14 protein-coding genes are annotated in these 13862 nt (G+C 57.4%); 5 read left to right on the top strand and 9 right to left on the bottom strand.

The features are described 5' to 3' along the window. Positions 1-19 precede the first annotated feature (19 nt). Positions 20-253 (top strand): hypothetical protein, encoded by a 234-nt coding sequence (locus AC1Q6Z_RS26975; RefSeq protein WP_137935550.1) that lies wholly within the window; start codon positions 20-22, stop codon positions 251-253. 16 nt (positions 254-269) lie between these two features. Here AC1Q6Z_RS26975 and AC1Q6Z_RS26980 read toward each other — a convergent pair whose 3' ends face one another. The 8 genes from AC1Q6Z_RS26980 to AC1Q6Z_RS27015 form a co-directional block, all read right to left on the bottom strand. Further along, positions 270-1373 carry an aldehyde dehydrogenase family protein gene (locus AC1Q6Z_RS26980; RefSeq protein WP_137935361.1) on the bottom strand — a complete coding sequence of 368 codons (1104 nt, stop codon included), beginning with the start codon at positions 1371-1373 and terminating at the stop codon, positions 270-272. A gap of 15 nt (positions 1374-1388) precedes the next feature. Further along, positions 1389-2081 (bottom strand): amino acid ABC transporter permease, encoded by a 693-nt coding sequence (locus tag AC1Q6Z_RS26985; RefSeq protein WP_137935360.1) that lies wholly within the window; start codon positions 2079-2081, stop codon positions 1389-1391. Next, the gene (locus AC1Q6Z_RS26990; protein WP_137935359.1) at positions 2078-2752 is read right to left on the bottom strand and encodes an amino acid ABC transporter permease; all 675 of its coding nucleotides are present in this window, start codon (positions 2750-2752) and stop codon (positions 2078-2080) included. The genes AC1Q6Z_RS26985 and AC1Q6Z_RS26990 overlap by 4 nt, the downstream gene beginning before the upstream one ends. A gap of 55 nt (positions 2753-2807) precedes the next feature. Next, entirely contained in the window at positions 2808-3710 is a 903-nt protein-coding gene (locus tag AC1Q6Z_RS26995) for a transporter substrate-binding domain-containing protein (RefSeq protein WP_137935358.1), read from the bottom strand. 365 nt (positions 3711-4075) lie between these two features. Next, a complete protein-coding gene (locus AC1Q6Z_RS27000) occupies positions 4076-5428 on the bottom strand; it encodes an FAD-dependent oxidoreductase (RefSeq protein WP_171026548.1) in 1353 nt (450 codons plus the stop codon). Next, positions 5421-5687, bottom strand: coding sequence for a 2Fe-2S iron-sulfur cluster-binding protein (locus tag AC1Q6Z_RS27005; RefSeq protein ID WP_137935356.1), 267 nt, complete (start codon positions 5685-5687; stop codon positions 5421-5423). The genes AC1Q6Z_RS27000 and AC1Q6Z_RS27005 overlap by 8 nt, the downstream gene beginning before the upstream one ends. Beyond that, the gene (locus tag AC1Q6Z_RS27010) at positions 5684-6847 is read right to left on the bottom strand and encodes an NAD(P)/FAD-dependent oxidoreductase (protein WP_298799655.1); all 1164 of its coding nucleotides are present in this window, start codon (positions 6845-6847) and stop codon (positions 5684-5686) included. Before AC1Q6Z_RS27010 ends, AC1Q6Z_RS27005 begins: the two co-directional genes overlap by 4 nt. Before the next feature lie 307 nt (positions 6848-7154). Further along, positions 7155-7772, bottom strand: coding sequence for a TetR/AcrR family transcriptional regulator (locus tag AC1Q6Z_RS27015; RefSeq protein WP_067941717.1), 618 nt, complete (start codon positions 7770-7772; stop codon positions 7155-7157). 332 nt (positions 7773-8104) lie between these two features. Here AC1Q6Z_RS27015 and AC1Q6Z_RS27020 point away from each other — a divergent pair, with 332 nt between their 5' ends. From AC1Q6Z_RS27020 to AC1Q6Z_RS27035, 4 genes are all read left to right on the top strand, one after another. Then, complete coding sequence (locus tag AC1Q6Z_RS27020; protein ID WP_067941716.1) at positions 8105-8854, top strand: electron transfer flavoprotein subunit beta/FixA family protein; 750 nt, start codon at positions 8105-8107, stop codon at positions 8852-8854. 27 nt (positions 8855-8881) lie between these two features. Beyond that, a complete protein-coding gene (locus tag AC1Q6Z_RS27025) occupies positions 8882-9817 on the top strand; it encodes an electron transfer flavoprotein subunit alpha/FixB family protein (protein ID WP_067941714.1) in 936 nt (311 codons plus the stop codon). Positions 9818-9866: 49 nt separating this feature from the next. Further along, positions 9867-10742 carry an aminotransferase class IV gene (locus tag AC1Q6Z_RS27030; protein WP_067941712.1) on the top strand — a complete coding sequence of 292 codons (876 nt, stop codon included), beginning with the start codon at positions 9867-9869 and terminating at the stop codon, positions 10740-10742. A gap of 87 nt (positions 10743-10829) precedes the next feature. Further along, entirely contained in the window at positions 10830-12500 is a 1671-nt protein-coding gene (locus AC1Q6Z_RS27035) for an FMN-binding glutamate synthase family protein (RefSeq protein ID WP_067941710.1), read from the top strand. Positions 12501-12646: 146 nt separating this feature from the next. Here the strand turns inward: AC1Q6Z_RS27035 and pcaF are convergent, their stop codons facing one another. Next, the gene (pcaF, locus tag AC1Q6Z_RS27040; protein ID WP_033967481.1) at positions 12647-13849 is read right to left on the bottom strand and encodes a 3-oxoadipyl-CoA thiolase; all 1203 of its coding nucleotides are present in this window, start codon (positions 13847-13849) and stop codon (positions 12647-12649) included. Positions 13850-13862: the final 13 nt, after the last annotated feature.

Raw genomic sequence — 13862 nt, forward strand, 5'->3', positions numbered from 1 at the left:
GCCTTTGACGGAGATCGATATGAAGCTGACGAATGCGCAACGAAGGCTCCTTGACCGTGTTAAGGCCGACGGCGGAGCTATCCGTCAAGTTGACATGACGGCCTACGAGAACCGCTCAGCCCATGCCCTCCGAGAGCGGGGCCTTCTCGAACTGGATGGGGCGATCACGTCCAACATCTACGGCGGATCGACATACAATCATTTTACGTGGGTGTTGCCAGAGGACTCTGCCGAGAACATCGCATCCAAGTGAAAGTAGAAATGGTCCCTCACCGGACGCTTACGATCGACGGCTCGAAAAAGAAGCCTCTGTTGCCGATTCGCTTGCCTCCGAGCCGCAGCTCGGCACCTTGATTGGTGGCGTCCTCAATCAAATCTTCCATGCTCGCGATGCGGCGGCTATTGGCGAGCGGCCCCATGAGGGTGTCCGGGTGCATCCCGTCCCCAACACGGATACCTGCGGAATGCTGCGTAAAGCGGTCCGCAAACCTCTCGAAAATCTGTTTCTGCACAAGGATGCGGGTCGGCGATCCACAGACCTGGCCTGCGTTGCGGTACTTCTTGCTGGAAAGGATTTCTGCGGCCGCTTCCCAGTTCGCGTCCGCAAATACAATTGCGGGTGCATGGCCCCCAAGTTCCATGGTGAGGCGCTTGAGGTGACGCCCTGCAAGCGCCGCCAAATGCCTGCCGACGATGGTGGAGCCGGTGAAGGACAGCTTACGGACCCGTTGGTCGGCGATGATCCTTTCCGAAATTTGAGCAGGTTCTCCGAAGACAAGATTGAGTACGCCAGCAGGCAGGCCGGCATCGGCGAAGGCTTGCACCATCGCGGCGGGCGCCCCCGGCGTTTCCTCGGCAGCTTTCAGTACCACCGCACAACCTGCGGCAATCGCGGCAGCTACCTTCATTGCCGCGGTCTGGATTGGGAAATTCCAAGGGCTGAACGCGGCGACCACACCCACGGGCTCCTTCAGCACGAGCTGTCGCGTGTCCTCGGTCCTGCCGGGGATGATCCTGCCGTAGGCGCGGCGACCCTCTTCAGCATTCCAGTCGATCACGTCCGCGGTGACAGCTACCTCCGATAGGGCCTCGGCGATAGGTTTGCCCTGTTCTACCGTGATTTGCCGCGCGATTTCCGCTTGCCGCTCACGCAGAAGGTTGGCGGCTTCGCGCATAATGCCATAGCGGTGATATGCACTCTTCTCGCGCCACCGTTGGAACGCGACCGTTGCGGCACCAATAGCGGCATCGACATCGTCCGGTTCTGCTTTTGCGACAGACCCGATTGTCTCGCCGGTTGCCGGGTTTTCGACCGGAATGGCAGCTCCATTGCGGCCGGCGCGCCAAACGCCATTGATGAACAGTTCGGTCATGATGCTATTCTCCTGCTAGGATTTTTGGCTCTTGGACGGCATCCTATAGTCGGAGAATTTCTTCTCGAGATGGAGCGTCAGGTAAGCGAGAGGGATTAGAATTGTGGAAAACAGGAGGGCAAGGGTTGTATAGGCTTCAATCGGCCGAAACTCCTGATCCGAAATTGTCTTTGTGTGCAATACGAGTTCCCCATAGGCGATGATGGAGGCGATAGAGGTCAGTTTTATGATCTCCATGGCCTGATTGGCGAAAGGTGGGATCATCTTGCGCACGGCTTGAGGTAGTATGACCAGACGCAGCGTTTGAAGGCGCGTTAGTGCTAGCGCTCTTGCAGCCTCGATCTGCCCTTTTGGGATCGAGACAATGCCGCTCTTGAATATCCCCGAAATATAGCATGCGCTGTACAGCGAAAACGCGACGATGGCGGCAATGAACGGGCTAAGCTGCACCCCAAGCAGGACGGGGAGGGCGTAGTAGATCCAAAGGAGTTGCACCATCGATGGAGTATTGCGGAACAAGCCGACGAACATCTGAGCCGGTATTCGAAGCAGCACTCGATGTGACGAGAGCGCCAGTCCGAGCAGAAGGCCAAGGAGCGTCCCAAACACAAGACAGATTGCTGCCAAGTATAGCGTGCCGGCTAGGCCTTGACCAAGATATCCGATGTTGTTCCAGATCGTCGAAAAATCCCACTGAAAGTTGCTCATGCGCGGACCTCGTTTCGACCAAGCCGGCGCTCAAGATAGCTTGCAAGCTGATTCAGCAGGAAAATAACCACGAAGTAGAGCGCCGCGACGATCGTATAGGTCTCAAGGGGACGGTAGGTTGTCGATGCCACCATTGAACCTTGAAAGGCTAGTTCAGCATAGGCGATAGCAGCGGCGAGAGATGTTCCCTTTATGATTTCGCTGAGCACATTCACCAGAACGGGAATGATTGGTCTAATTGCCTGGGGTGCAATGATGAGCCAAAAAAGCGGGATGAGATGTAGACCGAGCGCCCTGCCGGCCTCCCATTGGCCACGGGCGACGGATGTGATTCCTGCCCGGAACACTTCGGCGAGGTAAGCGGAGTTTTGCAGACCCAACGCGAGGGCGGCCGCCTCGAAGGACCCCACCCGTAGCCCTGTTATCATTGGGAACGCAAAATAGAACCATATGATCAGGACCAGCAGGGCAGACGTTCTGAAGAAGTCCACGAAGGCGCGCGCAAACCAATATATCATCCTAATGTTCGAAAGAAGCGCTAGAGCAAGGATGAAACCCAGCGGAACTGCTATCGCGATAGTCACCGCGGTTAGATTAAGGGTCGCAACAAGACCCTTCCAGAGAAGTTCATTACTCCTCAGAACTACACTAAAATCCCAGTCGTAAGCCATATGGGAGACCTGTTCAGAAACGGAGGAGTGCCGTTTGGCCCTCCTCCGCGTATTGTCAGAGCAGTCGTTCGCGCATCAGGGGAACCGATTTAGAGGGGTCGAGGCCGCGCCAGCGGGCATAATCCTCGTAGGCGTTCTGGATTTCGCTAGCGAAGTAGAGATATCCGACTGACGTGCTGAGATAGTCGCGCAAGCGCGGAGTCGGCTCGTAAGGAAGCCCCGCACCGGAGGGGATTGCGAAGAGCGGCTTGGGGATTACCACATTGCCAATCTTCAACTTTTCACGCAGGAGATCCATTTCCGGCCCGGCGCCCGTGATGCCCTTCACGCGCCCGCCTTGGAAAGCAGCGTAAGTCTGCGAGGCTTCCTGGAAGCGCACGATTTCCGCTTTGGGGAGGAGTTTCGAAATAAACTGGTCCATCGATGTGCCCAACATCACCGCGACCGAAAATTCGGGGTTGTTGAGGTCCGACCAGTTCGCGGCGTTCACGCCGTCGGCGACCAGAACGTTGAAAGGGTTCCAGGCCATCTGAGTGGTAATGAAATCAATAGCGAGCGCGCGGGTCGGTGTGCCATCGAGCGCGAGCATTACGTCGAATTGGCCGGCCTGGAGGCCCGCGACGGCGTTCCCCCAGGTCGTTTCGACGAGTTCGAGCTTCACGCCCATCGCGTCCGCCAGCATCTTGGCGAGGGCCGGGCAAACGCCTCTCCAAACCACGCCGTTGGATTCGACCCCGCCAGGCGCGTCACTGCCGCTCACGTCCTTGAAATACCACGGCTCGCTGTTCGCGGCACCAAAGCGGATCACGCCGTTTTTGCGGATCCGGGCAAACGCGTCCTCACCTGAGACGGGAGCCTCTTGCGCCGATGCTCCAGTAGCGGCAGCAGCTCCGGCGATTGCAGCCGCAGCACCGATAGCGGGAAGGCCCGACAGAAAGTTTCTTCTCGATTCATCCATTTCGTTGTTCCCCTTGTTTGACTTTGCCCAAAATTCCTGTCGCAAACCTTTGCCGAAGAAGCCGAGGTTGCGATCGTTCGGTATCGTGACGAATTTTCGATCCGAGACGATACAAATTGACCTCGTCTTCCTAACGGCAATTTTGGAGCTATCGCGGATTGGTTGCGACTTCTAAAATCAACACACCCGGCATGTGTGCTTCTGATGCAAGTGGAGATGGATAATTCCGATGAACACGATGGCCAGCACGAAGGTCAAAGTGAATTCGTGAAGCCCGGAGGACGTGAGCAGAATTGAAGGGAACAACGCAGCAGATTTTTCCGCGGAAGTCCTTTAGATCTGGCGCGGCCAGCCCTTCTGGTCGGTCATCGCTTTGACGAAACTGCATTCGCAGGCTGGAGCAAGATAGGTTCCTGCTCGAATTCCGTCTGAAAAGGTGTAACGGAGCATAGAGAGGCGATCGATACTGGTCGCAAAGGCCATCGCTGTTCCTGATGGTTCCTTCCGGAGAGTTCCTCCGCCGATATTCCGGTGATCCGATTAACGCTTGCGCGGCAGAAGCGGCCCTGGCACGGCCCTGTTCCGAAACGACCTACCAGTCGTGTTTCAAACGCGGACCGCCCATTGCCGAGCTTGAGAAGGTCAGAGCGCTTCATTCCCTCACAGCGGCAGATAATCGGATCGCCTACCAGTTCTGAGTGGTCGAGCGACGTCAGCTTCCTCAATGCAGCCTGTAGCTTTCGCGCTTTTTCGAGTTCATGCGAAGGAGAGGGAGTTGGCGCCCCTTTCAAAAGAGCAACAAGTTTCCTAGCTGCAAATGCGCCATCCTCAATTGCTGCGTCGGCACCGAGAATTTCGCGGCAATCCCCTGCATGAAGGATAGGGTAGACAGAAGACTCCGAAGTTCTCGGCAAGCCGATCTGATTCGAGCGGAGTCCGTTGCTGATGACCAGGTTATCTACCTCGTACCGCGCTATCCTACCGGTGTCGGAAGTGACTTCCACCAGAAGAACCGAGCCGGACGCTTCTGCCCTTACGATACCAGTCCCGGTTTTATAGGGAATCCGCTTACGCAGGATAATGGATCCGTATCTCATCGTCTCCGCAAATGTAGACCGGCTTGCCAGCAGGCGAAACGCCGCGCCTGGCGCTCGCCAAGGTGTTCCGCGTTCCACAAGCGCGACTGGCGGAGCGCCGGCCGACGCCAGTTGCGCAGCAACAGCAAATATCAACGGCCCCGATCCGACCACTAGGGTCCGCCCAGGTACAAAACGCCCAGTTTCCTTCAACATGAGCTGCGCGCCACCAGCGGTCATGACGCCGGGTAGCTGCCAACCTTCGAAAGGTTCTATGTGCTCGATCGCACCAACCGCAACGAGAAGTCCGGCTGCCTTGGCCGAAAGGGTGCGTCCCAATGCACGATCTTCAATCAAGGCATGACCGGTATCGTCGGCACCGAGAAAGACGCTATTGTAAAGAATTCGGATCTTTCCCTGAACGGCGGACAGTCTTTCGTTAAGAGCACGCCAGTTGCGAGTATGATGCCTTCCATGAAGGGAATGAACGATGTCACGATTGGCGGGCTGTCGGTGAATTGCACCGCCGAGTCGGTCGCGCTGTTCGACCAAAACAACTCGATGATCGCTTTCGGCAAGACTGACAGCTGCTGCGACACCGGCGGGCCCACCGCCAATTACCAGAACGGGCGCGTCACACATCGTTGTCTCCCGCATCAGTGAGAAATGGCCTTAAGCACATCGCTTCATCCGCCCGAGTGATGCAGCTCTCGAAAGGAGCACCACCACGATCCGTGACGAGGCAGCTTTGGCAGGCACCGATACCGCAAAAGTAGCGGGCGCTGGTCGATGGCGAATACGAACCGAAATCTCGGACACCTGAAAGCGCAAGCGCCGAAGCGACGGTTTGACCTTCGACAAACGGTATCAACCGGCCATTCCATAAGAACGCGTGTGTCATGAAGCGGCTCGTTCAGCAAGAAAGCGCTGGGGCGCGAGAAGTGAATATTCAGGTTCCGTTACCTTGTCCGTGATGATGTCAGCCACGATTTTCCCTGTATATGGTCCTAAGCAGATTCCATCTCCTTCGAATCCAGTGGCCAGAACGAGGTTCTCGATAGTCGGATGTTGGCCAACGATTGGCAGCCCGTCACGCGTGGCGGTACGAACGCCCGAAAAGGTCCTAATCACTCGGCGCGCCAGAAGCGGTGGATACAACGCAGCTGCCTCGCGAACGATTTGGGAAATCGACTCGATATCGGTGCCTGTGTCGGATCTATTGTCCTCTCGCGTTCCTCCAAGCAGAAACTGCCCCGTTTTGAGCGGATCAATAACAAGGCCTACACGAGAGGGTGCAGTTTTTGAGCCTCGCCGTTTGGCGGCAATATAGCTTGCTGCCATTAGATGTCCGTCAAAAGCGGCATGGCCAATCCCGCCCCGATCCGTAATCACGATCTGGCCTTTTCTCGCGAATAGCACATCTTCCAAGCCAAGCAACCGGCTCGAGCCCAAGCCTGCGGCGACCACAATAGCGTCGGCGGAAACGAGTCCTTGCGATGTGTAAACGCCCGTTACGCGGGCACCGGCCGTAGCTACCGCATCGCACCGACAATTGCGGATAATCTCGACACCAGAGCGGCTCAGAAGCCGCTCGGTAACCTCATAACCGAGCGCATGCCCATCGTTCCAGACAACAACGCCGCCAATAGCGGCATCACTCAGACCGGGAACGAAACGTTTCAGACGCTCTGAATCCGCAATCTCTGTCTCTTCGCCGGATGCTCTAAGGTCGTGTGCGTGAACCTCAAGCAGTTCCATTTCTTCTTCAGTACGAGAAATTAAGAACGTGGGTCGCGGATGATAGATTCCAGCCAGTACGCCTTCAGATGCGAGTTGAGAATAAAAAGCTCGAGCCTTCTGCGCGAGCGTCATCATCATCCCCGGCTGTTTGCTTGCAACCGATACGGCACCATCCGAAGAACCCGTCGCGCCGGCGGAGGGGCCAGCGGTATCGATTAGAGACACGGCGATCCGTTGCTTCGCGAGAAAATAGGCTGCCGAGGCGCCTACAATTCCGGCTCCCACCACAACAACTTTTGGTGCATTGGCATTCACATACATCGGCTTCATTCTCGACAGAACCAGCCGGAGCATTTTTCAAAGTGCGCCTCAAGTCGATCCTAATGACCACACGAGGCTTGTTTGTTTTTTTTTATGTCCATTACCAAATGGCATAAAGGAATAGATGTGACGCAATTTGTACGGAAAAGGTTGCATAAGGCGAGCAAGCCCATGACTCCAGCGCGCCATCGCAAATGACTGGAGAATGCCATTCGCGATGCTAGGTGGTTCAGTCGAAGAAGAGCTAGTGGTGACCTGTAAAAACTGCCTCAAACCCCACTGCGATATCTTCCTGCCGCTCTTACTCTCATCGGCTGTAGAGACCATTTGTAAGGAGATCAAAATATTCCGCTGCGACGGTTTCCGCGCGTTTTTGTCCGCCTGGTTTGAACCAACGGACCATCCAGTTGAGCATAGAGAGAACCGAGTGAGACGATATTGTCACATCCGCCTCGCGGAAGGCGCCGGTTGCCATTCCTTCCCGAAGAATTCCCCGGAGTATGCTCTCATACTCGATACGAAGCTGATTGGCTTCGGACTTGAGCCCCGGATTTGCCATACCGCCGTATCCGATCAGCATGCACACGAAACCCCAGTAGTTTTTTTCAAAGTACCCAGCGTGCGAAACCATGAATGATTTCAGCTTACCGTCAGCCGTGGTGGACGCCGCAACAGCTCTACTGACATGTTCGAGCAGTCCCTCCAATGTGCGTACAATGATGGCGTCATAAACAGATTGCTTGGTGTCGAAATAATGGTAGACGGCAGCCTTGGAGACGCCGAGCCGCTCGGCAACGACATTCATAGAGCCATTGTCGAAACCGCCCTCTCCGAACAAGACGGCGGCCTCGTCAAGAATGCGATCGCGAGCATTTTCGAGAACGGGCGGTCGTCCCATGCGGGGCTTTGTTTTGGTCTGCTTCATTGGGCCTCTGATGTAGGTGTTTGCTCGCGTAGAGTGGGATTTCTCTTGTGCTACCACATTACCAATGCGCGACAAACACCAATACGCCGATCAAACTTCTTGTTGCCAACTTAACGACGGGTCGGAAGGGAAAAAAGAGTCCCTCCAGAAGTTCGGTGACCTAACTTGCTCTGATAACGGCCTCGACGAGAGCAAGCGCGTCCTAAGATTTCTATTTACTTACCGACGGAACGGAATATAAGTATTCGCATCTGTCACGGAGTAGAGCGTAGGCCGTTATCACGCCCGCGTTGGGTGCGGTGCTGCGTCCTTATATGGAAGGCAAGGCTGCTATGAAAATCTTGGTCCCAGTCAAGCGGGTCGTTGATTACAACGTGAAGATTCGCGTGAAGGCGGACGGCTCGGGTGTCGAGCTTGCCAATGTGAAGATGTCGATGAACCCGTTCGACGAGATTTCGGTCGAGGAGGCTCTGCGCCTGAAGGAAGCGGGCAAGGCCGAGGAAGTGGTCGTCGTGTCGATCGGACCTGCCAAGGCCGAAGAGACGCTGAGGACGGCGCTGGCCATGGGGGCCGATCGCGCCATCCTGGTCGAGACCGACGATCAAGTCGAGCCGCTGGCCGTCGCCAAGATCCTCAAGGGTGTGGCCGACGCCGAGCAGCCGGGCCTCATCATCGTCGGCAAGCAGGCGATCGACGACGATTCCAACCAAACCGGCCAGATGCTGGCGGCCTTGCTCGGCACGGCGCAGGCCACCTTCGCCTCGAAGATCGAGATCGGTGACGGTTCGGCCAAGGTCACGCGCGAAGTCGATGGCGGCCTGCAGACGATCGAGGTCAAGCTTCCGGCCGTCGTCACGTCGGACCTGCGCCTGAACGAGCCGCGCTATGCCTCGCTGCCCAACATCATGAAGGCCAAGAAGAAGCCGCTCGACAAGACGTCGCCCGCAAACTTCGGCGTGTCGACGGAGCCGCGGCTGAAGGTGCTGAAGACCGAGGAGCCGTCGGGCCGCAAGGCGGGCGTCAAGGTCAAGACGGTCGCCGAGCTGGTCGAGAAGCTCAAGACCGAAGCCGGCGTGCTTTGATCGGCGAGATTTGAGGAGATTACGATAATGGCCATTCTTCTTCTGGCAGACCACGACAACGCCCACCTTTCCGACCAGACCGCCAAGGCGCTGACGGCGGCCTCCAAGATCGGTTCCGACGTGCATGTGCTTGTCGCAGGCGCGGGCGCCAAGGCGGCGGCTGAGCAGGCGGCCAAGCTTGCCGGCGTTTCCAAGGTGCTGGTTGCCGAGGATGCAAGCCTTGCCAACAATCTGGCCGAGCCGCTGGCGGCGCTGATCGTGTCGCTCGCCGGGTCCTACGACACCATCCTCGGCGCGGCCACCTCGGTCGGCAAGAACGTGCTGCCGCGCGTGGCGGCGCTGCTCGACGTGGCGCAGGTGTCGGAGATCGTCGAGGTGGTGAGCCCCGACACGTTCAAGCGTCCGATCTATGCGGGCAACGCCATCCAGACGGTGCAGGCCACCGATGCGAAGAAAGTGATCACTGTCCGCTCTTCATCCTTTTCTCCTGCCTCCCAAGGCGCACCTGCTGCCGTCGAGGAACTCTCGACGGCAGCCTTTTCTTCTGATCTATCGGCTTTCGTTTCTGCCGACTTGTCGACCTCGGACCGTCCGGAGCTAACCTCGGCCAAGATCATCATCTCGGGCGGCCGTGCGCTGGGCTCGTCGGAGAAGTTCCAGGAAGTGATCCTGCCCGTCGCCGACAAGCTCGGCGCGGCCGTCGGCGCGTCACGCGCGGCCGTCGATGCCGGCTACGCACCGAACGACTGGCAGGTCGGCCAGACGGGCAAGGTCGTCGCTCCGCAGCTCTACATCGCTTGCGGTATTTCCGGCGCGATCCAGCACCTTGCCGGCATGAAGGACTCGAAGGTGATCGTCGCGATCAACAAGGACGAGGAGGCGCCGATCTTCCAAGTAGCGGACTACGGCCTTGTCGGGGATCTCTTTGAGGTCCTACCGGAGCTGCAAAAGGCAATTGGCTAACCGCGACTGCCCCACAATTTTTTCCAACGAAATGACAGGAACGCGCACAATGGGCAGGACAGTGTTCGTCAACGGCCAATGGCTGGACGAGACGGCAGCAACGATCTCGATCTTCGATCGCGGATTTCTTTTTGCGGATGCGATATATGAGGTAACTGCCGTTGCTGACGGCAAGTTGATCGATTTCAAGGGCCACACCGATCGACTGAAACGCTCGCTCGAAACGCTCGGAATTCCGATGCCGGTCGCGGAAGGTGAACTCTTGGCTTTGCACCAGGAGATCGCGCGCCGGAATGGCATTACGCATGGCTTAGTCTATTTGCAGATTTCCCGTGGCGCGGAAGACCGCAATTTTATCTACACCGATGGCCTCCGTCCGACGATCGTGATGTTCACGCAGCCGCGCACCATCCTGGCTAACCCTGGCTGGGAACGTGGCATCACAATGAAGACAGCACCTGATGGGCGATGGGCTCACCGGCAGATCAAAACGGTACAGCTTCTCTACTCGTCAATGGCCAAGATGGAGGCGTTGCGCGAAGGCTATGATGATGTGCTTTTCGTGGAGGATGGCCTCATAACGGAGTCAGGTTCAGCGAATTTCCACATCATCACCAAGGATGGCATTCTGATTACGCGGGACCTCTCAAACGCCCTACTGCATGGCATTACTCGCGCGTCGGTTCTGGATCTCGGGGCACGAGCGGGGCTTGAAACACGTCAGGCTGCGGTCACGCTCGAAGAAGCCAAGAATGCGGAAGAAGCGTTCATCACCGACTCCATCAGCTTCGTTATGCCTGTTGTTTCGATCGATGGTCATCCGGTTGGACTTGGCAAACCCGGTCCGGCGACTGCAAAGCTACGCAAGCTCTACATCGAAGATCGCCTCGCCACCGGCATAAACATCGCGGAAAGAGCGGCATAGCCGCTCCTCATTTTTCACCGACCTGTACTTCATCGCAATCTTCCGACCGCGTGCCCCGCTCGTCGACGAAGAATAGGGAATGGAATTATGATCCTGTACCAGCGGTACGCCATCTTCCTCGTAATTCTCTTGGGTTCACTCCTCTCGGTCATGGGCCTCGCGCTTTCGAGCCCTTGGTGGGCAGTCCCTGCCGTGGTTCTTGTTCCGCTCGCGCTGATTGGCGTTTACGACATCAAGCAAAGAAGGCATGCTATTCTTCGGAACTATCCGGTGATCGGCCATATCCGCTTTCTCATGGAAAGCATCCGTCCGGAAATCCGACAGTATATGATCGAGGCTGATCACGAGGAGGTTCCGTTCAGCCGGCAGGCGCGAGGGCTGGTCTATCAACGCGCAAAAGGTGTCGAGGACAAAAGGCCGTTTGGGACGATCGAAAATGTTTATGGCGCCGGCTATTCGTGGCTTACCCACTCTGCCACGCCAACACATATCACCGACTTCGATTTCCGGGTGAGTATCGGTGGGAGCAGTTGTCGCCAGCCCTATGATGCCAGCCTCTATAATATTTCCGCAATGAGCTTCGGTGCCCTTTCCGGCAACGCGATTTCAGCTCTGAACCGGGGAGCCAAGAAGGGCGGCTTCGCCCATGACACCGGGGAAGGGGGGATCAGCCGCTACCACCGCGAAGGTGGTGGCGACCTAATTTATCAGGTCGCCTCCGGCTATTTCGGGTGTCGGGGAGACGATGGAAGCTTCTCAGAGGAGAAGTTTGCTGCAATCACTGCCGACCCTCAGATAAAGATGATCGAGGTCAAGCTAAGCCAAGGCGCGAAGCCTGGTCACGGCGGTATGCTTCCGGCGTCGAAAATCTCGCCTGAAATTGCCGAGGCGCGGGGCATTCCCATGGGTGTAGACTGCATCTCACCGCCAGCACACAGCACGTTCTCCACGCCTGTCGGTCTGATGGAATTTGTCGCCAGATTGCGCGAACTATCTGGCGGTAAGCCGGTAGGCTTCAAGCTCTGTATCGGTCATCGCCGTGAGTTTCTCGGCATGGTGAAGGCTATGGTGAAAACCGGAATCAAACCGGATTTCATCGTGATTGACGGTGCGGAAGGAGGAACAGGAGCCGCTCCGGTGGAATTCGCCAATCGGGTCGGCATGCCGATGCTTGAGGGCCTGACCTTCGTTCATAACGCGCTTCGTGGCGCGGGCATTCGCAACGATATCAGGCTCGGCGCAGCGGGGAAGATCATTTCCGCGTTCGATATCGCCCGCGCACTTGCTCTTGGTGCAGACTGGTGTAATTCCGGCCGGGGCTTTATGTTTGCCGTAGGCTGTATCCAGGCTCAGGCATGCCATACGAACAAGTGCCCGGTTGGGATCGCCACGCAAGATCAGGCCCGTCAGCGTGCTATTGATGTAGGTGATAAGAGCGACCGTGTCGCGCGTTTCCATCGCAATACGATGCGCGCCTTGAGCGAGATTGCCGGCGCCGCAGGCCTGACCGATCCTCGCGACTTCATGCCGTACCACTTCATGTTCCGCCAGTCGGACAACGAATTCCTTGATGGCAATGAGGCGTATCCATATTTGCCCGAAGGGTTTCTGCTGTCGGAGGAGGAAATTCCGGAGTTGGCGGATTGGTACGATCGCTGGGACCGGGCGAGCGCGGAGACCTTCGCGCCGCCGGAGATCCCCTTTGGGCCTTTTGCCTCGCGTCGAAAGCGTAAGCCTGACCTGCGGGCCATGGCGTAAAGCAATCTGAAAGTGATGGTTAAGGAAAAAGCCGCAGCCCGACCAGGTTGCGGCTTTTCTGTTCTGCACGCCAACGTTCATTCAGGTGACGAACAACAAGCTGGAATTCGGGAATGGGCGACGAGACGCCGCCCAGCCTTCAATGCTTATACTGACGCGAGGGCGATCGCGATGCCCTGACCAACGCCGATGCACATGGTCGCGAGGGCGAATTTGCCGCCGGTGTTCGCCAGCTCCAGCGCCGCCGTGCCCGTGATCCGTGCGCCCGACATACCCAATGGATGTCCTAAGGCGATGGCACCCCCATTTGGATTCACGCGAGGATCGTCGTCGACGATGCCAAGGTCACGCAACGTCGCAAGCCCTTGAGATGCGAACGCTTCGTTGAGCTCAATGACATCGAACTGCTCCTGGCGCATTCCAAGGCGGGACATCAGCTTTTTGGTCGCCGGCGCAGGGCCAAATCCCATGATCCTCGGTGCTACACCTGCGGTCGCGCCACCCAGAACGCGTGCGATCGGAGTCAGTCCGAATTTCTTGACGGCGGCTTCGGAAGCCAGAAGGATTGCCGCCGCTCCGTCATTCACGCCTGACGCATTGCCTGCGGTCACAGTGCCGTCGGCGCGGACAATCGGTCGGAGCTTGCCGAGAGCATCGATGGTTGTCGCGCGGGGATGTTCGTCCGTGTCGACGATTAGTGCGTCGCCCTTCTTTTGCGGGATCGTGACCGGGGTGATCTCTTTAGCGAAGCGGCCATTTGTCTGGGCCTGTGCTGCTTTCGCTTGCGAACGCACCGCGAAAGCATCCTGGTCCTCGCGGCTGATCTTGAAGTCATCCGCCACGTTCTCGGCGGTTTCCGGCATCGAGTCGACGCCGTACTGCTTTTTCATGAGTGGGTTGATGAAGCGCCAGCCAATCGTTGTGTCGTGAATCTCCATCGAACGAGAGAAAGCCGTCTCGGCTTTTGGAACGATAAAGGGAGCACGGCTCATGCTTTCGACGCCGCCGGCGATCACCAGGTCAGCTTCACCGGAAGCGATAGCGCGCGCACCGGTGATTGTGGCATCCATGCCGGAGCCGCACAGGCGATTGATGGTTGTTCCGGGAACGCTCACAGGCATGCCCGCGAGCAAGGACGACATGCGTGCAACGTTCCGGTTATCCTCGCCTGCCTGGTTGGCGCACCCGAACACCACTTCATCGATGGCTTCGAAGTCGAGGTTGGGATTTTGCGCCATGATTGCCTTCAAGGGGATAGCGCCGAGATCGTCAGCCCGCACGGATGAGAGCGAGCCACCGAAGCGGCCGATCGGCGTGCGGATATAGGCGCAGATATAGGCTGGGGACATCGGATTCCTCCAA

The organism is Shinella sp. GW835-FHT14H05, from assembly GCF_058793575.1.